The organism is Nocardia brasiliensis IFM 10847 (assembly GCF_000710915.1).
In the GTDB taxonomy this organism is placed as follows: domain Bacteria; phylum Actinomycetota; class Actinomycetes; order Mycobacteriales; family Mycobacteriaceae; genus Nocardia; species Nocardia brasiliensis_A.
The window spans coordinates 13,989-37,385 of the sequence record NZ_BAUA01000182.1 but is presented as its reverse complement, the minus strand read 5'-3'; the positions used below and the strand labels follow the sequence as shown (position 1 = coordinate 37,385).

Annotated in this window: 22 protein-coding genes; 11 read left to right on the top strand and 11 right to left on the bottom strand. The window is 68.6% G+C overall.

From position 1 onward, the window contains the following. Positions 1-34 precede the first annotated feature (34 nt). Together NBRGI_RS35560 and NBRGI_RS35555 are read left to right on the top strand one after the other, a co-directional pair. Positions 35-1,399 carry an NtaA/DmoA family FMN-dependent monooxygenase gene (locus tag NBRGI_RS35560; protein ID WP_029901557.1) on the top strand — a complete coding sequence of 455 codons (1,365 nt, stop codon included), beginning with the start codon at positions 35-37 and terminating at the stop codon, positions 1,397-1,399. Between the two features lie 88 nt (positions 1,400-1,487). Next, the gene (locus NBRGI_RS35555) at positions 1,488-2,840 is read left to right on the top strand and encodes a cytochrome P450 (RefSeq protein ID WP_029901556.1); all 1,353 of its coding nucleotides are present in this window, start codon (positions 1,488-1,490) and stop codon (positions 2,838-2,840) included. Between the two features lie 70 nt (positions 2,841-2,910). On the opposite strand, the gene NBRGI_RS35550 is transcribed toward NBRGI_RS35555, so the two are convergent. The 9 genes from NBRGI_RS35550 to NBRGI_RS35510 form a co-directional block, all read right to left on the bottom strand. After that, positions 2,911-3,396, bottom strand: coding sequence for a glutathione peroxidase (locus tag NBRGI_RS35550; protein WP_029901555.1), 486 nt, complete (start codon positions 3,394-3,396; stop codon positions 2,911-2,913). Next, complete coding sequence (locus tag NBRGI_RS35545; RefSeq protein ID WP_029901554.1) at positions 3,393-4,619, bottom strand: cytochrome P450; 1,227 nt, start codon at positions 4,617-4,619, stop codon at positions 3,393-3,395. The genes NBRGI_RS35550 and NBRGI_RS35545 overlap by 4 nt, the downstream gene beginning before the upstream one ends. 84 nt (positions 4,620-4,703) lie before the next feature. Further along, positions 4,704-6,296: a succinic semialdehyde dehydrogenase gene (locus NBRGI_RS35540; protein ID WP_029901553.1), complete on the bottom strand. Its 1,593-nt coding sequence runs from the start codon at positions 6,294-6,296 to the stop codon at positions 4,704-4,706. A gap of 110 nt (positions 6,297-6,406) precedes the next feature. Further along, complete coding sequence (locus tag NBRGI_RS35535; RefSeq protein WP_029901552.1) at positions 6,407-8,011, bottom strand: acyl-CoA synthetase; 1,605 nt, start codon at positions 8,009-8,011, stop codon at positions 6,407-6,409. A gap of 24 nt (positions 8,012-8,035) precedes the next feature. Further along, positions 8,036-9,280 carry a hypothetical protein gene (locus NBRGI_RS35530; RefSeq protein ID WP_029901551.1) on the bottom strand — a complete coding sequence of 415 codons (1,245 nt, stop codon included), beginning with the start codon at positions 9,278-9,280 and terminating at the stop codon, positions 8,036-8,038. Between the two features lie 5 nt (positions 9,281-9,285). Then, positions 9,286-9,834, bottom strand: a complete 549-nt coding sequence (locus NBRGI_RS35525) for a hypothetical protein (protein ID WP_029901550.1) — start codon at positions 9,832-9,834, stop codon at positions 9,286-9,288. Continuing rightward, positions 9,834-10,040: a ferredoxin gene (locus NBRGI_RS35520; RefSeq protein ID WP_081878364.1), complete on the bottom strand. Its 207-nt coding sequence runs from the start codon at positions 10,038-10,040 to the stop codon at positions 9,834-9,836. Before NBRGI_RS35520 ends, NBRGI_RS35525 begins: the two co-directional genes overlap by 1 nt. Continuing rightward, a complete protein-coding gene (locus NBRGI_RS35515) occupies positions 10,037-10,831 on the bottom strand; it encodes an SDR family oxidoreductase (RefSeq protein WP_029901548.1) in 795 nt (264 codons plus the stop codon). Before NBRGI_RS35515 ends, NBRGI_RS35520 begins: the two co-directional genes overlap by 4 nt. Beyond that, positions 10,831-12,030: a cytochrome P450 gene (locus NBRGI_RS35510; RefSeq protein WP_029901547.1), complete on the bottom strand. Its 1,200-nt coding sequence runs from the start codon at positions 12,028-12,030 to the stop codon at positions 10,831-10,833. Before NBRGI_RS35510 ends, NBRGI_RS35515 begins: the two co-directional genes overlap by 1 nt. A 300-nt stretch (positions 12,031-12,330) precedes the next feature. Between NBRGI_RS35510 and NBRGI_RS35505 the strand changes: the two genes are divergently transcribed. The 7 genes from NBRGI_RS35505 (at position 12,331) to NBRGI_RS35475 (ending at position 19,634) form a co-directional block, all read left to right on the top strand. Continuing rightward, positions 12,331-13,800: an aldehyde dehydrogenase gene (locus NBRGI_RS35505; protein WP_029901546.1), complete on the top strand. Its 1,470-nt coding sequence runs from the start codon at positions 12,331-12,333 to the stop codon at positions 13,798-13,800. Positions 13,801-13,812: 12 nt separating this feature from the next. Beyond that, positions 13,813-14,562 carry an SDR family oxidoreductase gene (locus NBRGI_RS35500; RefSeq protein ID WP_029901545.1) on the top strand — a complete coding sequence of 250 codons (750 nt, stop codon included), beginning with the start codon at positions 13,813-13,815 and terminating at the stop codon, positions 14,560-14,562. After that, positions 14,559-15,434, top strand: a complete 876-nt coding sequence (locus NBRGI_RS35495; RefSeq protein ID WP_029901544.1) for an NAD(P)-dependent oxidoreductase — start codon at positions 14,559-14,561, stop codon at positions 15,432-15,434. The genes NBRGI_RS35500 and NBRGI_RS35495 overlap by 4 nt, the downstream gene beginning before the upstream one ends. After that, positions 15,431-15,835 (top strand): carboxymuconolactone decarboxylase family protein, encoded by a 405-nt coding sequence (locus NBRGI_RS35490; protein ID WP_029901543.1) that lies wholly within the window; start codon positions 15,431-15,433, stop codon positions 15,833-15,835. The genes NBRGI_RS35495 and NBRGI_RS35490 overlap by 4 nt, the downstream gene beginning before the upstream one ends. Positions 15,836-15,846: 11 nt before the next feature. Beyond that, a complete protein-coding gene (locus NBRGI_RS35485) occupies positions 15,847-17,316 on the top strand; it encodes an FAD-dependent oxidoreductase (RefSeq protein ID WP_029901542.1) in 1,470 nt (489 codons plus the stop codon). A gap of 24 nt (positions 17,317-17,340) precedes the next feature. Continuing rightward, complete coding sequence (locus tag NBRGI_RS35480) at positions 17,341-17,919, top strand: TetR/AcrR family transcriptional regulator (protein WP_029901541.1); 579 nt, start codon at positions 17,341-17,343, stop codon at positions 17,917-17,919. Between the two features lie 128 nt (positions 17,920-18,047). Then, positions 18,048-19,634: a GMC family oxidoreductase gene (locus NBRGI_RS35475; protein ID WP_029901540.1), complete on the top strand. Its 1,587-nt coding sequence runs from the start codon at positions 18,048-18,050 to the stop codon at positions 19,632-19,634. A gap of 8 nt (positions 19,635-19,642) precedes the next feature. Here the strand turns inward: NBRGI_RS35475 and NBRGI_RS35470 are convergent, their stop codons facing one another. Next, positions 19,643-19,990: a DoxX family protein gene (locus NBRGI_RS35470; protein ID WP_029901539.1), complete on the bottom strand. Its 348-nt coding sequence runs from the start codon at positions 19,988-19,990 to the stop codon at positions 19,643-19,645. Between the two features lie 89 nt (positions 19,991-20,079). Here NBRGI_RS35470 and NBRGI_RS35465 point away from each other — a divergent pair, with 89 nt between their 5' ends. Further along, positions 20,080-20,994: a sigma-70 family RNA polymerase sigma factor gene (locus NBRGI_RS35465; protein WP_029901538.1), complete on the top strand. Its 915-nt coding sequence runs from the start codon at positions 20,080-20,082 to the stop codon at positions 20,992-20,994. Positions 20,995-21,089: 95 nt separating this feature from the next. Continuing rightward, entirely contained in the window at positions 21,090-22,310 is a 1,221-nt protein-coding gene (locus tag NBRGI_RS35460) for a PucR family transcriptional regulator (protein WP_029901537.1), read from the top strand. Positions 22,311-22,319: 9 nt separating this feature from the next. On the opposite strand, the gene NBRGI_RS35455 is transcribed toward NBRGI_RS35460, so the two are convergent. Beyond that, positions 22,320-22,850 (bottom strand): hypothetical protein, encoded by a 531-nt coding sequence (locus NBRGI_RS35455; protein ID WP_148311079.1) that lies wholly within the window; start codon positions 22,848-22,850, stop codon positions 22,320-22,322. Positions 22,851-23,397: the final 547 nt, after the last annotated feature.

Genomic DNA, 23,397 nt, shown 5'->3' with positions numbered 1-23,397 from the left:
CTACGCCGCGACGAACTAGACAGGAATCAACGAGATGACAGTCCCGCCGCGCCCGGACGCCCAGGTCCACTTCGGTGTGTTCTTCCAGGGCGTCAACCACACCACCATCTGGTCCGATCCGGCCAGCGGTTCCCAGATCGATTTCGAGACTTTCCGCCGGGTCGCGCAGACCGCCGAGCGCGGGCTGTTCGACGCGTTCTTCCTCGGCGAGGGCCTGCGCCTGCGCGAACAGGACGGCCGAATCCTGGAACTCGACATCGCGGGCCGGCCGGACGCGATCGCGCAGCTGGCCGCGCTGGCCGGCGTCACCAGCCATATCGGCCTGGTCGCCACGCAGAACACCACCTACAACGAGCCCGCCGATCTCGCACGGCGATTGAGCGGACTGGACTTGATCTCCGGCGGGCGTGCCGGATGGAACGCGGTCACCACCGACAACGCGTGGACCGGCGAAAACTTTCGGCGCGGCGGCTATCTCGACCACGCACTGCGCTACGAGCGGGCGGGCGAGTTCCTCGCCGTTGCCCGGGCGATCTGGGATTCCTGGCGCGACGGCGCGATCGCCACGTCACCGCAGAGTCCCGGCTGGGCGGAAGCGGACGCGGTGCACCCGGTGGAGCGGTCCACCGATCATTTCCGCGTCGCGATCACCCCTACCCTGCCGCGCAGCCCGCAGGGGCATCCCGTCATCTTCCAGGCAGGCGATTCCGCGACCGGTCGGGACTTCGCCGCCGCCCATGCCGATGTCATCTTCTCCAGGCACGGCACCCATTTCGACGACGCGCTCGCCTTCGCGAACGATATCCGCGCCCGGCTGCGCGCCGCGGGCAGGCCGGAGGACGACGTCAAGATCCTGCCCGGCACCCAGATCGTGCTGGCGGAGAAGGAATCCGAGGTCGAGGAGAAGGTCCGCTGGGTCAAGGACGGCCAGTACACCGGGCAGACCGCACTGTCGCTGGCCGGTCAGGTGTGGGGCCGGGACCTGTCACACCTGGACCCGGACGGCCCACTGCCGAAAGAAGATCCGCAACCACGCCCGATCTCGGAGACCCGCGGCTCGCCCCGGCACGGCCAGGATCCGCAGACCATTGCGCGCGAGTGGCGCGCTCGTGCGGATGCCGAGAACCTCTCGCTGCGAGAAGTGGTCATCGCGTCAACGGAGCGTTCGGGTTTCGCGGGCACACCCACCCAGGTGGCCGACGAACTGGCGCACTGGGTCCGGCAGGGCGCCGTGGACGGCTTCAACATCTCGCCCTACCTGGTCCCGAGCGGGCTCGACGAGATCGTCGACTGGCTGGTGCCGGAACTTCAGGAACGCGGCGTCTATCGCACCGAATACACGAGCACGACCCTGCGCGAGCACCTCGGCCTGCGTGCTCCCCTCACCCGTCGCGGCTGACGCGCGGCCTTGTCGGCACCCGCCTGGCGTAGTACTGTCCAGACAGGTGTCCACATGATCTGCGGGCCGTGCGCTTCGGAGGGTTCTCATGAGTCTCATTACTCCGCAACGGGTCTCGGGTGGACACGGCGAGCACGGTCATCTCGACGAGTTCCGCACCGATCCGATCGGATTGATGCGGCGAGTGCGGTCCGAGTGCGGCGACGTCGGGGTGTTCGACCTTGCCGGGCGCCGGGTGATCCTGCTGTCGGGAGCACAGGCCAACGAGTTCTTCTTCCGGGCCGGCGACGACGAACTCGATCAGGCCGCGGCCTATCCGTTCATGAAGCCGATCTTCGGCGAAGGCGTCGTGTTCGACGCGCCGCCGGAACGCCGCAAGGAAATGCTGCACAATCAGGCCCTGCGGGGCGAGCAGATGCGCGGGCACGCCGCCACCATCGCGCGGGAAGTGTCCCGAATGCTCGCGAGCTGGGGCGAATCCGGCGAGATCGATTTGCTCGACTTCTTCGCCGAACTGACCATCTACACCTCCTCGGCGTGCCTGATCGGCGCCAAGTTCCGCGACGAACTCGACGAGCGCTTCGCCCGGCTCTACCACGATCTCGAACGCGGCACCGACGCGCTGGCCTACGTGGATCCGTACGCGCCGATCGAGAGCTTCCGTCGGCGCGACGCGGCACGCATCGAACTCGTGGCCCTGGTGCAGCAGATCATGGACCGCCGCGGCGCGCATCCGCCTGCGGGCAAAGACGATCGCGACATGCTCGACGTGCTGATCTCGATCAGGGACGAACACGGCGCGCCCCGCTTCGGCGCCGGGGAGATCACCGGCATGTTCATCTCGATGATGTTCGCGGGCCATCACACCACCTCCGGCACTGCCGCGTGGACGGTGATCGAGCTGCTGCGCCACCCCGAATGGCTGGGCCGGGTGGTCACCGAACTCGACGAACTGTACGCCGACGGCGCCGATATCAGTTTCGGTGCACTGCGCCGTATTCCGCAGCTCGAGGCCGTCGTCAAGGAGGCGCTGCGCCTGCATCCGCCGCTCATCGTACTGATGCGGGTGGCCCGCGCGGACTTCGACGTGTGCGGGCATCGGATCGCACCCGGCGATCTGGTGGCCGCCACACCCGCGGTGTCCAACCGCATCGCGGCCGACTTCCCGCAGCCGGACCTGTTCGACCCGGCCCGCTACCTGGATCCCAAGCAGGAGGACATCGTCAATCGGTGGACCTGGATTCCGTTCGGGGCCGGGCGGCATCGCTGCGTCGGTGCGGCGTTCGCGCTCATGCAGTTGAAGGCCATCTTCTCGATCCTGCTGCGGGACTGGGAGTTCGAGATGGCGCAGCCCGCGCACAGCTATCGCAACGACCACAGCAAGATGGTCGTGCAGCTGCTGCAACCCTGCACCGTGCGCTATCGCCGCCGGTCACGCTGAAACCAGCGCCCCCGAACAAGATTCGAGGCCCGGTCGCACGGTGCGCGCGGCCGGGCCTCGAACAGTGCACTCAGAGCAAGGATTCGATGCCCGCGACGAGCGCGGGGGCATCCGGGGTGACGGTCGGCCGGAACCGGCCCGCCACCTTGCCGTCCCGATCGATCAGGAACTTCTCGAAGTTCCACTGGACCTCGCCTGCCGCGCCTTCGGCGTCGGCGGTCTGCACCAGCGTCTCGTAGAGCGGATGCTGCTGCTCGCCTTTCACGTCGGCCTTGGCCAGCAGCGGGAAATCGACCCCGTAGGTGGTCGAGCAGAATTCCTGGATCTCCGCGGCCGTACCGGGCTCCTGACCCATGAACTGATTGCACGGCACGCCGACCACGGTGAAACCGCGCGGCGCATAGGTCCGCTGCAACTCGACCAGCCCGGAATACTGCGGGGTCAGCCCGCATTTGGATGCCACGTTGACCAGCAGCACCACCTTGTCCCCGGCCAGCTCGGCCAGTGTGGTCGCCTCGCCGTTCAGCGTCTGCAACGGTACGTCTCGAAGAGTCATTCGTATCGGACCTGCCAATTCTTGATTCCGTTGATCCACCCCGACCGCAACCGTACCGGATCGGCGACCTGGGTGATCTCGGGCATCGCGTCGGCGATGGCGTTGAACATCAGGTCGATTTCCAGCCGGGCCAGGTTGGCGCCCACACAATAGTGCGCGCCGGTGCCGCCGAAGCCGACATGCGGATTCGGGTCCCGCAGCACGTCGAAGGTGAACGGATCGGTGAACGCCGCCTCGTCGAAGTTGGCCGAGCCGTAGAACAACCCGAGGCGTTCACCACGACGAATCGCCTGGCCACCGACCTGGGTGTCCGCCGTCGCGGTGCGCTGGAAGGAGCTGACGGGGGTGGCCCAGCGCACGATCTCGTCGGGCGCGGTGCGCGGCCGCTGCTGCCGATACAGCTCCCATTGTTCCGGATTGTCCACGAAAGCTTTCATGCCGTGCGTAATCGCATTACGTGTCGTTTCATTGCCTGCCACCGACAGCAGGATGACGAAGAAGCCGAATTCGTCGGAGCCCAGTCCGGCGCCGTCGACATCGGCGTGCACGAGTTCGGACACGATATCCCCCGCCGGATTCGCCCGCCGCTGCTCGGCCAGGTGCCAGGCATAACCCAGAATTTCGGCGGAGGCGAGCGCGGGATCACCGTAATCGGGGTCGTCGTAGCTGAGCATCTGATTGGACCAGTCGAAGAGTTTGCGCCGGTCGGCCTGCGGCACCCCGAGCAACTCGGCGATGGCCTGCAACGGCAGTTCGCAGGCGACCTGTTCGACGAAGTCGCCGCCGCCGGTTTTGCGCGCCTCGTGCACGATGGCGTGCGCGCGTTCGGTCAGCGCGGCGCGCAGGCCCTCGACCGCGCGCGGGGTGAAACCCTTGGTGATGATCTTGCGGAATTTCGAATGCTTCGGCGGGTCCATGTTGATCAGCAGCACGCCGTTCGCGGCCTGCTGTTCCGGGGTGATGTCGTCGCGCAGCCGGATGATCGAGCCGTTGCGTTCGGAGGAGAACAGCTCCGAATTGCGGGAGATCTCTTTGACGTCGTGCAGGGTGCTCACCACCCAGTAGCCGCCGTCGCGGAACCCGCCGGACTGTTCGTCCGGTTGCGGGTTCCACCACACCGGCGCGGTCCGGCGCAGCAGCGCGAATTCCTCGACGGGTCTTCGCCGCTCCCACAGCCCGGGGTCGGTGAAATCGAATCCGGCGGGCAACGAAGGCGTCACCATGGGTACCTCCTCAACGGCCGACCGCGCCGCGGCCGAATCCGGGCCCGGCCGACCGCGTCTGCCATCGACCGCGCCGGATCCGGCTCAGCGCAGCCTGGTTCGGCGCATCAGCCGCAGCGACATCAGCGTCGTCTTCACTTGCTTCTCGTAGGGCTGGCCCGCGCGGGCGGCGAGCACCTGCCGTTTGAGCACACCGACGTTCACCGTGTCGGTGTATTTGAGCAGCCCCTGATCGCCGTGCCGGGTGCCGACTCCGGACTGCTTGAGCCCGCCCGACGGCGTCGCCTTGGCCGCGTACGTCGCGACGAAGCCGTCGTTGATGTTGATATTGCCCGCTTGCAGTTGTGCGGCAATCCGGTTGGCGCGCGCCAGGTCCCGGCTCCACACGCTGGCGTTCAAGCCGTAGTCGGTGGCATTGGCGAGCCGGACCGCTTCCCGTTCGTCGTCGAACGGGTAGACGCTGACCACCGGACCGAAGGTCTCCTGCGTCGCGTGCGCCATCTCCGGCGTGACGCCGGTGAGCACGGTCGCCTCGTAGAACGCCGGGCCGATGTCCGGGCGCGCCTTGCCGCCGACCAGGACGGTCGCGCCCTTCGCGCGGGCCTCGTCGACGTGCGCGGCCACCCGGTCCCGATGCTGGGCCGATACCAGCGAGCCGAATTCCGGTGTGTAGTCGTAGGCGGCGCCGATCTTCTGGTTCAGCTCCGCGGCGGCGGCGACCAGACCGCGCACGAAATCGTCGTACCGGCTGCGGTGCACGTAGATCCGTTCGATGTGCATGCAGGCCTGGCCGGAGTTGGCGAACACCGCGAACGTCGCGCCGGCGATCGCCTCGTCCAGGTTCGCGTCCTCGAGCACCAGCATCGGATTCTTGCCGCCCAGTTCCAGACTGCACCCGATGAGGTTGCGCCCGGCGCGCTCGCCCACCACCCGGCCGGTCGCGGTCGAACCGGTGAACATCACGAAATCCACGGCATCGATCAGGCTCGGCCCGATATCCGGGCCCTCCCCGCAGACCACCTGGACCAGCCCACGCGGCAGCCCCGCCCGATGCAGCAGCTCCACGCCGTACAGCACGCACAGCGCGGTCTTGTTGTCCGGCTTGAGGATTACGCCGTTGCCCGCGATCAGCGCGGGCATCGCATCGGAGAGCGCGATGGCGAAGGGAAAGTTCCACGGAGCGATGACCGCCACCAACCCCTTGGGACGATGTTCCTCGGTCGAGGTCGTGAGCAGCGGCAGGGCGCCACCGCGCCGCTTCGGCCGCAGCACCCGGCGCGCGGTTTTCAGGTAGTGGCTGATGACCATCGGCACATCACACGATTCCTCGACCGCCATCCGGCGGGTCTTGCCGCACCCGATCTGGATCAGATCGGCGATGGTCTCGACCTCGCTCAGGATCAGTTCGTGCGCCCGCTCGAACACCCGCAGCCGATCCCGCAGCGGCAGCGCGGCCCATTCCCGTTGCGCGGCACGGGCGCTCACCCCGGCGACGCGGACATCGTCGGGCGTGGACTGCGGCAGCTCGCCCAGCGCCGCACCGGTGTAGACCTCCGTCATCGGATACGGCGCCGCGGTGCCGTCGGCGGCGACCGAGCCGGTCAGGCGCTCGATGAACGCCGCGGTGATCCGGGCGGGCAACGCCGCCGCCGGGGTGTGAGTGGTCTCAGTGGTCATCGGGGCTTCTTCTCCATGACGTGCGTAAGCGCCGCAGTAGTCCGGCCGGGTGCGATCCTCGAATTAGAACACGTTCCTGTCTGGTGCCGTGGCGGTTCGCCGCACACCATTCAGTCCGCCCGATGATCGGGCGCATGTTCCTCGGTGTGGCGCAGCGCCCAGCGGTAATCGGGTTTGCCGCTCGGCGTCCGGCCGACCCGGTCGACCAACCAGAGCTGCTTGGGCACCTTGTAACCCGCCAGATGGCGGCGCACGTGCGCGGCCAGCGCCGCGAAATCCAGCGGACCCGTCACCGACACCACGGCCGCGACCTGTCGCCCCCAGCGCCGGTGCGGTACGCCGACGACCACCGCGTCATAGATCCCGTCGTAGGCTTTCAGCACGCCTTCGACCTCTTCGACGAACACCTTCTCCCCGCCGGTGTTGACCACCATGTTGCCGCGCCCGAGCAACGTGACCGTCCCGTCGGGCTCGACCCGTGCCCGGTCGTCGGTGACCACGATCCGCGCGCCGTCGACCGTCTTGAACAGCTTCGCGGACTTCACCGGATCCTTGTAGTAGCCCAGCGGCACCGAACCCGACTTCGCCAGCCACCCTTGTTCGCCCGGCCGCACCGGGCGCCCGTCGTCGTCGACCACGAGCGAGCCGCGGCCGGTGCGCACCCGCGGCCCCTGCCCCGGATTGTCGTCCTTCTGCGCGAAACCGATACCGCCGAAACCGGTTTCGGAGGAGCCGATCGAATCCGTCACGACCAGCGACGGAAACAGCTCCAGCATGGCGTTTTTCACCGGTTGCGAGAGCAGCGCCGCGCCGGAACCGACCGCGAGCAGGCTCGACGCGTCGACCGGCGCCGCCCGATACGCGTCGATCAAGGGTCGTGCCATCGCGTCCCCGGTGATGACCATGACCTGCGGGCGGTCCCGGACCACCGTCTGCCACACCCGATCCGGGTCGAAGCGCGGTTCGAACACCACCGCGTTCCCCGACCACAGCGCTGTGAAGGTCGGCATCATGGCGGCCGCGTGGATCAGCGGCGGCAGCACGAGCCACCGGCTCTGCTCCCCCTGCGCGCCGACCCTGGACTGCTCGTACTCGTCGGCCACCGGTACGCCGGTGTAGAAGTCGATGCCGCCGCCCAGCACCCGCCACATGTCCTCTTGGCGCCACATCACGCCTTTCGGCAGGCCGGTGGTGCCGCCGGTGTACATCATGAACAAGTCGTCGGCGCTGCGCTCCACGTCGGTCCGGGCGGGCTCGCCCGCGGCCACCGCGTCCGCGTAGTGCACGGCGTCCACGGGCGGGTCCGCGTCCGCGCTGTCGTCGGGAACCACGATTCGATGTCGCAGCAAGGGAAGCCGGGCCGCCGCCTGCTGCACCGCCCGCGCGTAACCCGCGTGATAGACCAGCGCCTGCAGGTCGGCGTTCCGGTAGACGTAGCGCAGTTCCTCTACGCCGTAGCGGTAGTTGATGTTGATCGGCACCGCCCGGATCTTGAAGCAGGCCAACAGCGTTTCCATGGTCTCGATGCCGTTGTGCATCTGGAAGCCGACGTGGGTGCCCCGCCCGATGTCCACGGAGGTCAGGAATGCGGCCAGCTGATTCGCGCGGGCGTCCAGCTCGGCGAAGGTGCGGCGGCGCCCGCCTTCGAGCAGGGCCACGCGCTCGGGCATCGCGTCGACGGCGTGCTCGAACAGGTCAGCGAAGTTACGGGCCACGGCAATTCACTTTCTCGATATGGGTTACACCACCGTCAGCGGCAGGGGTGTGCCGCGCTCGGCGAAGACGAAGGCCGCGCCGGTGCTGATCCGGGTCAACGCGACCTCGGTCGACTCCCGGAACGGATGGTCGGCCCGGGAGAACTCGACGACCAGCGCGTCCGGCGTCGAATCGACTGCGCGCGCGACATATCGAGGGTTCACCCCGCGCGCGATCGCCTCGACGGCCGCGAGGTGCTCGGCGTCGATCAGCGCGGGCCACGCGCCGTCGGACACCGCGGCGCTGGAGCGGGGAAGCACAACACGCACACCGGATTCGGCGTCGGCTACCTGCACACCCGTGTAGGCCACCGGATTCCAGGCCGGATGCAGGCGCAGCACCGTGGCGAGCGCGGCCGCGTCGTCGCCGAGATCGAGTGCCCGGCGTAGTCGTTCGGCGGTGAGCCCGGCGATCCCCGCGAACTGCTTGCGGCACAGTGCCGTCGCCGCGGCCGGATCGAGCCGGGACCGCACGGCGATCATGAATCCGAGGGTCAGCAGGTGATGTTGCAGGCACACCTCCTCGGCCAGCCGCACCAGAGCGGACTTCGAGAAGTCGGCGAAGCGCAGATCGCTCAGCAGTGGTCCCGCGTAGTCCGAGCGGCCCTCCTCGTCCGGATCGATTTCCGCCAACGGGAGCCGAGCGGCGGCCGAACGCGCCACCTGCTCGGCGTGCGGCGGTATCGGCGGCGGGGTGTGGGCGGCGTCGATGGTGACCGTCCAGGCGCACATCGGTTTCCGGTCCGCAGGCCGGCGCGGCGGGCGATGGATCGGCCGCACCCGGGCGTGCGGGTTGGTGGCCAGCGCGGTCGCGTCGAAGGTCGGGTCCTCGATGTCGTGACACATCGCGACCACGAACTCGGGGCCCAGCGGCTCCACATCCATCAGCGCACCGCAGTGGTCGAGCCAGAACTCCCCGTGCGCGCCGTCCGCGACGCGGAACCGGAAGTCCATGAACTGCGGCGGCGCGCCGATATCCAGTTGCAGCCCTTTGAAGATCGTCGGCACATCGTCGCCGGCGAAGCCCAGTGCGCGTTGCATCCGGCGCGTGTAGACGGGACTGGCCAGCTGCCATTCCTCGATGGCGACGGCGGTCATCCCGTCCTTGCCGAAGGCCGCGATGGTGTGCGCCATGCCCGATCGATCGATGAGGTGCCCGCACAGCAGCAGTTCGGGCACCAGCACGGCGAGCTGCGCCCGGGTCAGCTGCGCGAAGTTGCTCTCCGGCATCGCATTCACCACAGGGACGCGGGAGCTTCGCCGATGCGGTACCAGCCGGGCAGCGGTCCCGCGACCGACCGCTGGATGCGCTGCTGCATACCGTCGGTGAGCGCGTTGTCGCCGATCATCTCCAGGAACATCTGCGAGACGTTGCCGTAGTCGAAGAAGTCACGCTGCCACGACCATTGGAAGTCCCCGCCGTAGCGGAACCAGCTGCCGCCGATGCCTTCGGGTGAATAAGGCCGTCCATCGGGCCGTTTCGCCTCCGACACCTGTTTCCAGAAGCCGATGACGGTCCCGCTGCGATCGTCGACCACGAATTCCTGGTACGGATAGGTCCAGCCGTCGAGGCCCTGCATCTCCTGGCCCAGCGCGAGTTCACGGATCTCGGCGCGGCCGACCGCCATGAATTCCTGTGCGGGGCCGTAGTTCCAGCCGTAGGTCGCGTCCTCGGTGTACATGTCGGCGAGGGGGCGCCAATCGCCCAGTTCCTCGCAGCGCCGGTTCTCCAGCAGCCAGCGGCGGACCATCTCGTCCAGCTCCGCCCGGTCGAATCCGGCCATCACGGCTCCTCTTTCGTCGATTCGATGGACAAAGCCCGGGTCGGGCAATACCGAACAGCGCGCTCCACCTCGGCGCGGTCGGCCGCGGCCAGGCGGTCCGCCAGGATTTCCACCTTGCCGCGTTTGGGTACCCGGAACGTTTCCGGCGCTTCGTCCTGACACACTGCGTGGCCCTGGCACAGATCCATGTCCGCGACGACTCTCACGGTCGCTCCTCAGTGTTCGGGCGCACCGGCGCTTCCGGCTGCACCTCGACGAGCACCAGGTGCGCGCCGCGCGGCGCCGAGACCACCGCCGTCACCGCCGCGGCGAGATGCTGCGGGCGCAGCATGTTCGGATGCCGGGCGAAACCCCAGTCCTTCCAGGACTCGAGCAGCGGACCGACCACCTCGGGTGTCGAATCCATCCCCATGCCGGTGAGGGTCGGGCCGGGCCGCACCAGGGACGCCCGAACCCCTGTGCCCTCCAACTCCATTCGCAGCTGAGTGACCATCGCCTCCAGGCCCGCCTTGGCCGCGCTGTACGCGCCCGTGCGCGGGCGCGGTTCGGGGGCGCAGTCCGAGCTGATCACGACGATGTCGCCGCGCCGGCGCGCCAGCATCCCGGGCAGCATCCGATGCGCCAGCCGATGCGCCCCGCCGAGGTGGAGCTGCACCTGCCGCAGGAACCGCTCCGGATCCATCTCGTGCACCGGCGAGAACTCGATATCGCCCGCACTGGAGACCAGGATCTCGATGGGGCCCAAGGCGTTTTCCGCGCCTCGCACGAATGCGTCGACCGAGGCGGCGTCGGTGACGTCGAGCGAGTGAGCGAACGCCTCGCCGCCGTCGGCTCGGATCTTCTCGGCCAGTTCCGCGCACCGCTCGGCGCGACGAGCGCCGAGCGCCACCGGATGCCCGAGTTCGGCCAGCGCGACGGCGGTGGCCGCACCGATCCCCGACGAGGCTCCGGCCACCAGCACCGGGCGCCGAACCGGATGTGCTTCGAAACGAGCCACTACTTCACCTCCACCGCGATCGGCAGCTGGGCGAAACCACGCACGTTCGACGAGTGCACCCGCACCGCACCGGACTCCACCGTGTAGGACCGCACCCGGGACGCGAACTCGCGCAACGCGACTGCCGCCTCGAGCCGGGCCAGGTGCGCGCCGAGGCAATAGTGCACGCCCGCTCCGAAACTCGCCAGGCCGCCCTTGTCCGTGCGGCCGATGCGGTAGCTGTCGCCATCGGCGAACACCGCGGGATCGCGGTTGGCCGAGCCGATCAACAGCAGCACTTTGGCGCCGGCGGGCACGGTCGCGCCGTGGTAGTCGAGGTCGGCGGTGGCGGTGCGGGCGATCACCTGACTGGAGGTGTCGTAACGCAGGGTCTCCTCCACCCAGTCCGTGACATGGGCCGGTTCCGCCGCGACCTTCGCGTACTCCCCCGGGTTTCGCGCGCCCCAATACAGCGCGTTGCCGAGCAGTTTCGTCGTCGTCTCGTTGCCCGCCACCACCATCAGGAACAGGAAGCCGATGATCTCCGCGTCCGACAGTGAGTCGCCGTCGATTTCGGCGTCCAACAGCGCCGAGGTGAGATCGGCGGTGGGCTTGCGCCTGCGTTCGGCGACCATCTCGGTGTAGTAGGTGAGCAGCTTGATCGAGGCTTCGATCGAAGCTTGGGGGATGTCGAGCACGCCGTCTTCGCGATGCACCACCAGATCGGCGAGCCCGCGGATATCGGCGCGGTCGATTTCCGGCACGCCCATCAGCTCGGAGATCACGTCCATCGGCAGTTTGCCCGCGACCTCGTCGATCCAGTCGAACGCCCCCTCGTCCAGCGCCGGCTCTAGATACGAAAGAGTCAATTCCTCGATCCGGCCCTGCATTTCGGCCACCCGCTTGGGCGTGAAGCCCTTGTACACCAGCCTGCGCATGCGCAGGTGCCGCGGATCGTCCATGGCCAGGAACGACATCACCCGGTGCGCGTGCGGGCCCCAGGCGGCCGGGTCGAGGGAGACCCCGTTGGCGCTGGAAAGCCTTGCGCTGTCCCGGAATCCGGCGGTGACGTCGGCGTGCCGGGACAGCGCCCAGAAGTTCAGGTCGGCGTTGTAGTAGAGCGGCGCCTCGGTCCGCAGTCGCCGGTAGGTCGGGTACGGGTCCTCGTGGAAACGGTAATCGTACGGATCGAACGTCAAGGGTTCCAAGGCGGCGGTCATCGCAACCGCCGCTCATTCGAGAACAAGTTCCCCCGGCTGCAGCAGCCCGATACAGCGGCAGGCAACACATAACTGGACATGTGTCTGGACAGTACCATCGGCACCTACCTCCGACAACGGTTACGGCGGATTACCACCACCATTGCGCACCGAGACGGCGACGCGCCCGAGAACGGCGCAGATTTCGCTACACGTGCGCAGTCCATCACGCAGAATGGTCGAAATAGAACGGGTTCTTGCCCGCGATCGACGGTTCCGCCTATATTCCGTACACCTGTCCAGACAGCATCGGAGCGACGCATGAACAGCCTTATGCCCGGGGCCGGGACACGGCAGCTGATCGGCGGGAAGCTGGTCCCGGGCGGTAACGGGGTCTTCAGCACGGTGAACCCGGCGACCGAACAGGTCCTCGGGCAGGCCGCCGACGCGAACGCCGCCGACCTGGACGCCGCCGTCGCCGCGGCCCGTACCGCCTTCGACGAGACCGACTGGTCCCGCGAGCCCGGATTTCGCGCGCACTGCCTCGAACAATTGCGCACCGCACTGCAATCCAGGCTCGAAGACCTGCGCGAACTCACCATCGCCGAGGCCGGCGCGCCCGCGATGTTCACCCGGGGACCACAGCTGGAAGGGCCGATCGCGGACCTGACCTACTCGGCGACCCTGGCCGAAACATATTCGTGGGAAACCGATCTCGGCATCGCCGCGCCGATGGGCATCAAGACCCGCAGAGTGCTGCGGCGGGAGCCGGTCGGCGTGGTGGGCGCGATCACCCCCTGGAACTTCCCGCACCAGATCGTCTTCGCCAAACTCGGCCCGGCCCTCGCCGCCGGGAACACGGTGGTGCTCAAGCCCGCTCCCGACACCCCGTGGTGCGCCGCGGCCGTCGGCGCGATCATCGCGGAGCAGACCGATATCCCCGCCGGCGTGGTGAACATCGTGACGTCGGCGGACCACGGTCTCGGCGCGCGACTCACCGAACACCCGCTGGTGGACCTGATCAGCTTCACCGGCTCCACCCAGACCGGCCGGGCCGTCGTGCACAGCGCCGCGGCGACGCTGAAGAAGACCTTTCTGGAGCTCGGCGGCAAGTCGGCGTTCATCGTGCTCGACGACGCGGATATCGCGGCAGCCTGTGCGGTGGCGGCGTTTTCGGTGTGCGTGCACGCCGGACAGGGCTGTGCCATCACCACCCGGTTGCTGGTGCCGCGCGCCGCCTACGCCGACGCGGTGGCCGCCGCGGCCGCGACGCTCGCCGGGATCAGGCCCGGCGATCCGGCCGATCCGCGCACCGTCTGCGGCCCGCTGATTTCCGAGCGGCAGCGGGCGCGCGTGGAGCGCTACCTGGAGATCGCGCGCGCCGAGGGCGGCCGCGTGGTGGTCGGCGGCGGCCGGCCGCGCGACCGCGCACACGGCTTCTATTTCGAGCCGACACTCGTTGCGGACGTGCCGAATTCGGCCACCGTCGCGCGGGAGGAGATCTTCGGCCCGGTCCTGGTGGTGCTGCCCTACGACGGCGACGAGGACGCCGTCCGGATCGCGAACGACTCACCCTACGGCTTGTCCGGTGCGGTGTGGGGCACCGATCCCGAGCGAATCCGCCACGTCACCGAGGGGGTACGGACCGGGACCCTGAGCGTCAACGGCGGCGTCTGGTATTCCGCCGACGCACCGTTCGGTGGCTACAAGCAGTCCGGCATCGGCCGCGAGATGGGCGTGGCCGGGTTCGAAGAGTACCTGGAGACCAAGCTCATCGCGACCGCCGGATAAAGGAGCACAGTAATGACCCGATTCACGGGAAGGTCCGTCATCGTCACCGGCGCGGCCCAAGGCATCGGCGCGGCCTACGCCGCGGCGTTGGCGTCTGAGGGCGCGAAAGTGGTTGTCGCCGACAAGAATGCCGAGGCGGGCCGGGCCACGGCGGAAAAGATCGCCGCCGACGGCGGCACCGCGGTCTTCGGTCAGGTCGATGTGGCCGACCCCGAATCCGCGGCCGCGCTGGCGGAATTCACCGTCGCGGAGTTCGGCGGCATCGACCATCTGGTCAACAACGCGGCGATCTACGGCGAAATGAAGGTCAACCTCCTGTTGACCGTGCCGTGGGACTACTACAAGACCTTCATGAGCGTGAACATGGACGGCGCGCTGACCATGACCAGGGCGGTCTGGCCGCATATGCGCAAGAAGGGCGGCTCGATCGTCAACCAGTCGTCCACCGCCGCATGGATGTACTCGAGTTTCTACGGGCTGGCCAAAGTCGGCGTCAACGGTCTCACCCAGCAGCTCGCGTTCGAGCTCGGCGGTTCGAAGATCCGGATCAATGCCATCGCGCCCGGGCCGATCGACACCGCGGCGACGAAGGCCGTCACGCCGGAGCCGATCGTGTCGGAGATGGTCAAGCGATTGCCGATCCAGCGCATGGGCACACCGGCCGATCTGGTCGGCGCGTGCCTGTTCCTGCTCTCCGACGAGGCGGGCTGGATCACCGGGCAGATCTTCAACGTCGATGGCGGGCAGGTGTTCCGATCATGAGCCACCCTCGGATCGGGTTCATCGGGCTGGGCGCCATGGGCGGGCCGATGGCGCGGCGACTGCTCGCCTGGCCGGGTGGACTGACGGTCTGCGACGTGCGTCCGGCGGCGGTGCAGCAGTACGTCGAGGCCGGCGCCGCCGTGGCCGGGACCGCGGCCGAACTCGCCGAGCAGGCCACCGTGATCTCGGTGGCGGTCGTGGACGACGATCAAGTACGCGAGGTGCTCACCGGCCCCGACGGGGTGCTGCGCACCGCGGCGCCGGGCACGGTGGTGGCCGTGCACTCGACGATCAGTGATCAGACGGCGGAGCAGCTCGCCGCCGAGTGCGCCACGCACGGTGTCGAATTCGTCGACGCGCCGGTCAGCGGCGGTGCGCCCGGCGCGGCGAAGGGCAGGCTCGCGGTACTCATCGGCGGCAGCGAGACGGCCTTCGCCGCGGTACAAGAGCCGTTCGGCTGCTTCGCCGATCTGATCGTGCACGCCGGTCCTGCGGGTGCCGGAACGCGAATGAAGCTGGCGCGCAACATACTCCATTTCATCGCCTTCACCGCCGCCACCGAGGCGCAGCGGCTCGCCGAGGCGGCGGGCCTCGACATCACGACCTTGGGCAAGGTGGTGCGTCACTCCGACGCCGTCACCGGCGGACCCGGCGCCATCATGCTCCGCGACCGCACCGCCCCGATCGCCGAGGGCGACTTCTGGTTACCCATCCTGCGGCACGTGCGCGATCTCGGCGAGAAGGACCTCGGGCTCGCGCTCGACCTCGGCGCCCGCCTGGACGTGACGCTTCCGCTCACCGAACTCGCTCGCGCCCACCTCGGGACCGGGCTGGGCGTCGGCGCTTCGACCTCCGAAAGGGAATCCGCATGACCGACAACGGTTCCGCCGAGACCACGCGCCGCCGCGGGCTGGCCAAGATGGCCGAGGTCTACGGCACCGAATTCCAGGACTACCCCGGCAGTCACTTCGCCGTCACCGCCGACCATCTCTTCGCCGACATCTGGTCGCGCACCGCGCTGTCGATTCGGGACCGCAGGCTGTTGCTGCTCGGCGCGCTCACCGCGCAGGGCGCCATCGACACCGCGGGCATCCAGATCGGCGCCGCGCTGCGCAACGACGAACTCACCGAGGAGCAACTGCACGAGATCGCGGTGTTCCTCTGCCACTACGTCGGGTGGCCGAACGGCACCAAACTCGACCTGCTGGTGGGCACGATTGTGGCGCAGCAGAAGAAGGCCGCCCGCGCCGAGCACGACGACCGCACCGAGTGAAGGAACGAAACATGACCGATGCCAATGCCCTTCGCCCCTTGCGCGCGAGCGCGGTCACCGAGTGGGACCTGCGTGCCGACGTCGTCGTCGCCGGATACGGCATCGCCGGGGTCTGCGCGGCGATCGAGGCGGCGCGCGCGGGCGCCGAGGTGCTGATCCTGGAGCGGACCGGCGGCTGGGGCGGCGCGGCGGCGATGGCGGGCGGATTCATCTACCTCGGTGGCGGCACCCCCTTGCAGCAGGCGCTCGGCTTCGAGGACACCCCGGAGAACATGGAGACCTTCCTGCTCGCGGCGCTGGGCCCCGGCGTGGACCAGGCCAAGGTTGCCGACTACTGCCGGGGCAGCGTCGAGCACTACAACTGGCTGGTGGCCAACGGGGTGCCGTTCCGCGAAGCCTTCTGGGGCGAGCCGGGCTGGGAACCGCCGCACGACGAGGGGCTGATGTATTCCGGCGGCGAGAACGCCGCGCCGTTCAACGCCCTGGCGAAACCCGCGCCGCGCGGCCACGTTCCGCAGCTGGCGGACAAGAAGATCGGCCGTAGGAGCGGCGGCTACATGCTGATGAAGCCGCTCGCGCAGACCGCCGAATCCCTCGGTGCCCGAGTCGAATACGACCTGCGCATCGGCCGGTTGGTGGTGGACGACGACGATCGGGTGGTCGGCGTGATCGCCCGGCGTTACGGCAAGGAGGTGGCGATCCGCGCCGAGCGCGGACTCGTCCTCGCCACCGGCAGTTTCGCCTATCACCAGCAGATGATCGAGGGTTACGCGCCACGGTTGATCGGCCGACCGGCCGCCGCGATCGAGGAACACGACGGCATCGGCATCCGGGTCGCCCAGGCGCTCGGCGCCGAGCTGGCGCACATGGACGCGACCGAGGTGGCGTTCTTCGGCGACCCGCAGTTGCTCGCGCGCGGCATCCTGGTCAACGGCCGCGGGCAGCGGTTCATCGCCGAGGACACCTACCCGGGCCGGATCGGGCAGGCGACGTTGATCCAGCAGGAGAACCAGGCGTTCCTCGTCATCGACGAGACGGCCTACGAGGCCGGGCTCGCCACCGAGACCGCCACCCCGTTCTTCCGGCAACCACCGACCTGGGCGGCGGAGACGGTCGCGGAACTCGAGGCCGAGATGGGTCTGCCCGAACTCGCCTTGCAGGCGACCGTCGACTGCTACAACCTGCACGCCGCCGCGGGCGAGGACCCGCTGCTGGGGAAGAAACCGGAATGGGTACGGCCGCTGCGCGGTTCGCTGGCCGCGTTCGACATGCGGGGCTTCACCGCTGGTTTCACGCTCGGCGGGCTGCGCACCGACCTGGATTCGCGGGTGCTGCACGTCTCCGGCGCGCCGATCGCCGGGCTCTACGCCGCGGGGCGGTGCACCTCGGGGCTCTGCGCGGGCGGATACGTGAGCGGCGCGTCGCTGGGCGACGGCAGTTTCTACGGCCGCAGGGCGGGTCTCGCCGCGGCCAAGAACTGACCGGCCGTAGTAGGATCCGGTCACATGTCCGAACCCGAGTCCATCACGCTCGAGGCGACCCGGCGCAGGTTGTCCGGGAAGCAGGCCGACACCGTCGACAAGCTCACCAGGTCGGCGGTGGAAGTGCTTGCCCGCGAGGGGTTTGCGGGCATGACGATCCGGATGGTCGCGGCCGCCGCAGGAGTCGGGGCCGCGACCGCCTACACCTACTTCTCCTCGAAGGAGCACCTCGTCGCCGAGATCTTCTGGCGGCGTTTGATGTCCACGCCCTCGCCCGCGAGCGAGGACCCGGACGCGACCGTTCGGGTCGTCGCCGAACTGCGCACCATCGCCATGCTGGTCGCCGACGAGCAGGAGCTGTCCGGCGCGGTGACCAGCGCGTTGCTCGGCCGCGACCCCGATGTCGAGCACCTGCGCGGCCGCATCGGCGCCGAGATCCGCTCCCGGATCATCCGCGCGCTCGCCCCGGAGCCGGACCCCGATGTCGTGGAATCCCTGGAACTGCTGTACGCGGGCGCGCTGGTGCGCGCGGGCATGGGGTACGGCTCCTACTCCGAGATCGCCGACCGGATCGAGAAGTCGGCTCTGCTCATCCTGCGATAAGGCCGGCGCGAGTCGACACCTGCCGCCGGCCACGCCGGTGTGACTTGGCTCCGGTTATAGCGAAATCGAACCCCGCGTCCCGTGTTGCTCGTATCTTGCTCATAGGCAGCGCGGATCGGAGTGGGACAGTGCAACCAGGTGGGCTTACTGCGGATTACGTGATCGTCGGTTCCGGATCCGCGGGGGCGGTGCTGGCGAACCGGCTCAGCGCCGACCCGGGCGTCTCGGTGGTGCTCTTGGAAGCGGGTCCGCGGGACAAGAACAAATTCGCGCACATTCCGGCCGGATTCGCGAAGCTGTTTCGTTCCGAGGTGGATTGGGACTATCTCACCGAGCCGCAGCCGGAGCTGAAGAACCGGCAGATCTACTGGCCGCGCGGCAAGATGTTCGGCGGCTCGTCCTCGATGAACGCGATGATGTGGGTGCGAGGATTCCGCGCCGACTACGACGAGTGGGCCTTGCTGGCCGGCGAGGAATGGGGATTCGCGGCCGCGGTCGACCAGTTCCGGCGGATCGAAAAGGTCGAGGACGCACAGTATCCCGACGAGGGCGCGGACGGCTTGCTGTATGTTTCGCGCCAGCGCAGCCCCCGCGCTTCCACCGCGGCCTACCTGGCCGCGGTGCAGGAGGCCGGATTCGGGGTCGAACCGGCGAATCGGCCGGAGCCGGAAGGCTTCACCCAGACCATGGTCACCCAGCGCGGCGGCAGGAGGTGGAGCACCGCCGACGGATATCTGCGCCCCGCGCTGCGCAGGCCCAACCTCACGGTGCGCTCCGAAGCGCTCGCCACCAGGGTGCTGTTCGACGGAACCCGCGCGATCGGCGTCGAATATCACCAGGGCGGCGGGCCGCACACGGTGACCGCGCGCCGCGAAGTGGTGCTCTGCGCAGGCGCGGTCAACAGCCCTCAGCTGCTGATGCTTTCGGGCATCGGCGACCGGGACGAGTTGGCACGCCAAGGTATTCGCACGCTGTACCACGCCCCGGAGGTCGGCGCCAACCTGCAGGACCATCTCGTCGCGGGCATCGGTTACGGCGCCGCGGGCGATACCTTGTTCGGCGCGGAGAAGCCGCGACAGCTGCTCGACTACTTCCTCCGGCACCGCGGCATGCTCACCTCGAATGTCGCCGAGGCGTACGGCTTCGTCCGCAGCACACCGGATCTCGACATCCCGGACCTGGAGCTGCTCTACGCGCCCGCGCCCTTCTACCATGAAGGTCTCGTCGACCCGACCGAGCACGGCGTCATCCTGGCGACCGTGCTGCTGCGTCCGCACAGCCGGGGCCGCATCACCCTCTCCGCGCCGGATCCGGCCGCCAAACCGGTGATCGACCCGCGCTACCTGTCCGACAGCGCGGGCGCCGACCGGGCCGCGCTCATGGCCGGGCTGCGCATCTGTGCCGATATCGCCGAAACCCCGGCGATGCGGGCCGTACTCGGCCCGCTGATCTATCCGCCCCAGGCGCCCAGCGACCTCGAGGCCACCCTCGAACTGACGCTGAACGGCTACTCGCATACCCTGTATCACCCGGTCGGCACCTGCCGGATGGGCACCGACGCCGCCAGCGTCGTCACGCCGCGCCTCGAAGTGCGTGGGGTGCAGGGACTTCGGGTCGCGGACGCCTCGGTCATGCCGATGCTGATCCGCGGGCACACGCACGCGCCCGCCGTCTTCATCGGCGAGCAAGCGGCGCGGTTCATCCGCAACGGCTGAGCGGCTGATCAGGTCAGCGCGCAGAGCGCGACCGAACCGGCGGCCAGCGCGAGATACGGCAGCGGGTAGCCGAGGTCGGCGTACGCGCGGGCGCGCAGCACGGTCGCGAACGCGGCGAGGAAGTAGAGCACGAGGCAGATCCCCGCAGCCAAGCCCAGCGGCCGGAACACGAACCCGGCCAGCAGGCCGAGCGCACCGGCCGCCTTGATCGCCGCCAAGGGATAGAGCGTCCACTCCTGCAGGCCGTAGGTCTTCATGTTCGCGCGCACCCACTCCGCGCGGAACACGTCGATCCCGCCGGCGAGCAGCATGGCGGCCGCGGCGGCCAGGGTGACGAGGACATAGGCAGTGGACATGGTCGGACCCTCCTGTTTTCGGTGCGGGATCGGTCTGCGATCGTGGATCCCTCGACCATGTGACGAGTGCCGGAACGGAAAGGTGACCGATGCCGAACCAGGACGTGCTGGCCCGGCGCTTCGAGTCGCACCGCGCCCGCCTCGGCGCGATCGCCTATCGCATGCTCGGCTCGGTCGCCGAAGCCGAGGACGCGGTGCAGGAAACCTGGCTGCGCCTGGCCAAGCACGACGCGGTCCAGCCGGACAATCTGATCGGCTGGCTCACCACGGTGCTGTCCCGGATCTGCCTGGACATGCTGCGCGCCCGCGCCACCCGCCGCGAGGACGCGCTGGATCTGCGCGCCGAGCTGGGCGACACCGCCTATGACGCCGACCCGGAACAGGAAGCTCTGCTGATCGATGCGGTGGGCCGGGCCCTGCTGGTGGTGCTGGATACGCTGCACCCGGACGAGCGGGTGGCGTTCGTGCTGCACGATCTGTTCGCCGTGCCGTTCGAGCAGATCGCCCCGATCGTGGGCCGCACGCCCGCGACGACGAAGAAGCTGGCCAGCCGGGCCCGGCAGCGCACCCGCGGGGAAACCCGGCCCACGACAACCGAACTCGCCGAGCAGCGCCGGGTGGTCGAGGCCTTCCTCGCCGCCGCGCGCGAAGGTGACCTGGCCGCGCTGCTCGCCGTGCTCGCCCCCGATGTGGTGCGCGTGGCCGATCCGGCCGCATTGCCCGCGGGTATGGCGGCGATCGTGCGCGGCGCGCAGGCAGTGGCGCAGGAAACCGTACTGCTGCAACGCCGTTCCCGGGTGGCGGCGCTCGCGCTGGTGGACGGCGCCGTCGGTTTGGTGGTCGCGCCGCGCGGGAAACTGCTGCTCGCGCTCGTCGTCACGGTGCGCGCGGAACGGGTGGCGGGTTACGAGGTGATCGCCGATCCGGCGCGCCTGCGCGCCCTCGACTTGGCCGTGGTGCCCGCTTGTGACCCGTCACAACCACCGACCGACCAGTCTCTGTGAGACGTAGAGAAGACGTCGATTCGTTCCGCTACCAGCATCGAACGATTAGTGTGAATGCGCCGCACAGCTATATCCGGGGGCGGAAGGAGTCGTCAATGTCGATCGACAGTTCGGCCCGGCAGAGCCTCACGCTCGCCGGGAAGCCGATGTCGTCCCCACTCAAGGACGTTCGCGCGTTATCCCGGCAAATGGTCGGCCACTTCGTGGCCAACGTCATCCCCTGTGGCACGTTACCCTCCGACGCCATCTCCGGCGATGTCACGACCATCACCCGGGTCTGCCTGGAGTTCGCGGTCAGCATGCTCGACGGCCAGGACATCCCGGAGAAACTGCAACGCATCCAGGACGCCGCGGCGGGCTGGGCGCGCGAGGGCGTGCCGATCGACACCATCCACCACTCCATCCACGAGGGCTTCAAGATGGGCCTGGACCTGGTGGTCTCCGACGCCTCGATCAAGGATTACGACAGTCTCGTCGACGGCGCCAAGATGGTCCTGGAAATCCTCGACATGATCAGCTCGGCGATCTCGGTCGCCTACATCAGGGAATTGCGTTCGGTGGTCAGCGAGCACCACACCGCGGTGCACACCCTGACCTCCGCACTGCTCGGCGGGCACAGCACCTCCACCATGGCGCGCGAATGCGGGATCGCCATCGCACCCTCGTACGCCGTACTCGCCGTGGCGATTCCGCCGCACCGCGAGGAACAGAACCCGATGATCGACAACCAGGTGGTGGCCCGCCGCAAACTGCGCCGGGTGCAGGCCGAGCTCGCGACCCGCTGCGGCGAGAGCGCGCTGTCGCTGCTGAGCGTCGACGGCGGCACCGTGCTGATCCCCTCGTCCACCTTCGACAACGAAGGCTACGACACCCTGGTGAACCAGCTGACCCACGCGGCGCAGGTCGGCATCACCGCCACCATGGTCGAGGCCACTCCCGAGCAGATCCCGAACGCCGCCGACCAGGCCCACGAGCTGCTGGACATGGTGCAGCGGCTCGAAGCGGTGGCCGGACTGTACCGGTTCGACGAACTCGCGCTCGAGTACCAGCTCACCCGTCCAGGGCCCGGTCGCGAATACCTCGGACAGCTGCTCGACCCGCTCGACGAGCATCCTGAACTGCTGGAGACGCTGCAGCGCCACATCGGCAACAACCTCAACCGGCAACGCACGGCGCGGGTGCTGCACGTGCACACCAACACCGTCGACTATCGGCTCAAACGGATCGGCCAGCTCACCGGCTTCGACCCGTCCCAACCCTCCGGCCTGTGGTACCTGCGCTCGGCGCTGGTGGCGCGCAGTTACCGGACGACCTGAGGCAGTGCCTCATTGATATCCGGTACTCCCCTCTACCGGATGGGTGGTGCTGATCAGCTTGGCGTAGCAGTGGTCGCGGTCGAAGCCGTGGCCGGCACACCAGCTGATCGCACCACCCGCAGTCGGGAAACCGATGCCGATGACGGTGATCCAGAAGTCCGAGTAGCTGAAGGTCGACCACGCGCCCGACCACAGCAGTCGCGCCGTCGGATAGCGGGCGCGCAATTCCTCGTGCTCGCGCAGGATTTCCGCATGCCGCCAGGTAATACCTTCGGCCACCAGCCCGTAACGCTTCGAGCTCACCTGCGGCACCCACCGCTCGCCGAGATCTCGGGTGACCACGGGCTGGTCCGCCGCCGCCCGCGCCTGTAATCCGTTCAGCCCCGCCGTCTCCGGATCGAGGCCGGCCGTGGTCGTCCCCACCCGCACCCCCGCCACCACCGACGTCCCCACTACTTCGGAACCCGCCACACCGTCCCCCCGCCCCTGATCCCGCAACAACAGCACCACCGGCACCGCAAGCATGAGCGCCGTGATCACCAGTCCGACCACAAGCCCAGAAGGTCTGCGCCGCAGATCCGTTCGAGGAGCGAACGTCAACCGCGGCCCCGTCGGCACCGCCACCGGCGCTTCAATACGCCCGTCCTCCGGAAACGTCCCACGGGGCCCTGTCACCCACGCTGCCACACCGCTGCGATCCGAGGACGCTCCGAGCGGCCCGGACGAAGCCGAGAAGCAAGCATCGCTGTCCGGAAACCCAGCCGGTGGTTCGGGCATCCGCGCCGCCACACCATCGCGGACCTGGGGCGGGTCGGGCGGGGTTTTGTGCAGGATGACGCGTGTACGGGGCGGGTTCGACGGGTCGCTGGAGTCTTGCATGCGTTTCCCTCGGGTGCGCGCACGGGCCGGGTGTTCGGCGGCCGCACTTCTATGTATCGATGCTATGGAATGCGCGCGACCGCCGGTGTCGGTCGATCGCCGGACAGTGTGGTGCCGAATTGCCCTGGTCGGCAGCGTTGTCCGCTGTTCAGCGGACAGCCAGCGCGGGTGCCGCCACCTGATAATCGGCAAGAACAACCAGGTGGTG

Excerpts from the sequence above, each read along its gene's own strand:
- NBRGI_RS35530 (WP_029901551.1), bottom strand. The coding sequence starts at position 9,280 with ATGCCGGAGAGCAACTTCGCGCAGCTGACCCGGGCGCAGCTCGCCGTG.
- NBRGI_RS35525 (WP_029901550.1), bottom strand. The coding sequence starts at position 9,834 with ATGGCCGGATTCGACCGGGCGGAGCTGGACGAGATGGTCCGCCGCTGG.
- NBRGI_RS35540 (WP_029901553.1), bottom strand. The coding sequence starts at position 6,296 with ATGACCACTGAGACCACTCACACCCCGGCGGCGGCGTTGCCCGCCCGG.
- NBRGI_RS35560 (WP_029901557.1), top strand. The coding sequence starts at position 35 with ATGACAGTCCCGCCGCGCCCGGACGCCCAGGTCCACTTCGGTGTGTTC.
- NBRGI_RS35510 (WP_029901547.1), bottom strand. The coding sequence starts at position 12,030 with ATGACCGCCGCCTTGGAACCCTTGACGTTCGATCCGTACGATTACCGT.
- NBRGI_RS35495 (WP_029901544.1), top strand. The coding sequence starts at position 14,559 with ATGAGCCACCCTCGGATCGGGTTCATCGGGCTGGGCGCCATGGGCGGG.
- NBRGI_RS35505 (WP_029901546.1), top strand. The coding sequence starts at position 12,331 with ATGAACAGCCTTATGCCCGGGGCCGGGACACGGCAGCTGATCGGCGGG.
- NBRGI_RS35470 (WP_029901539.1), bottom strand. The coding sequence starts at position 19,990 with ATGTCCACTGCCTATGTCCTCGTCACCCTGGCCGCCGCGGCCGCCATG.
- NBRGI_RS35490 (WP_029901543.1), top strand. The coding sequence starts at position 15,431 with ATGACCGACAACGGTTCCGCCGAGACCACGCGCCGCCGCGGGCTGGCC.
- NBRGI_RS35545 (WP_029901554.1), bottom strand. The coding sequence starts at position 4,619 with ATGGTGACGCCTTCGTTGCCCGCCGGATTCGATTTCACCGACCCCGGG.
- NBRGI_RS35485 (WP_029901542.1), top strand. The coding sequence starts at position 15,847 with ATGACCGATGCCAATGCCCTTCGCCCCTTGCGCGCGAGCGCGGTCACC.
- NBRGI_RS35480 (WP_029901541.1), top strand. The coding sequence starts at position 17,341 with ATGTCCGAACCCGAGTCCATCACGCTCGAGGCGACCCGGCGCAGGTTG.
- NBRGI_RS35465 (WP_029901538.1), top strand. The coding sequence starts at position 20,080 with ATGCCGAACCAGGACGTGCTGGCCCGGCGCTTCGAGTCGCACCGCGCC.
- NBRGI_RS35555 (WP_029901556.1), top strand. The coding sequence starts at position 1,488 with ATGAGTCTCATTACTCCGCAACGGGTCTCGGGTGGACACGGCGAGCAC.
- NBRGI_RS35500 (WP_029901545.1), top strand. The coding sequence starts at position 13,813 with ATGACCCGATTCACGGGAAGGTCCGTCATCGTCACCGGCGCGGCCCAA.
- NBRGI_RS35460 (WP_029901537.1), top strand. The coding sequence starts at position 21,090 with ATGTCGATCGACAGTTCGGCCCGGCAGAGCCTCACGCTCGCCGGGAAG.
- NBRGI_RS35550 (WP_029901555.1), bottom strand. The coding sequence starts at position 3,396 with ATGACTCTTCGAGACGTACCGTTGCAGACGCTGAACGGCGAGGCGACC.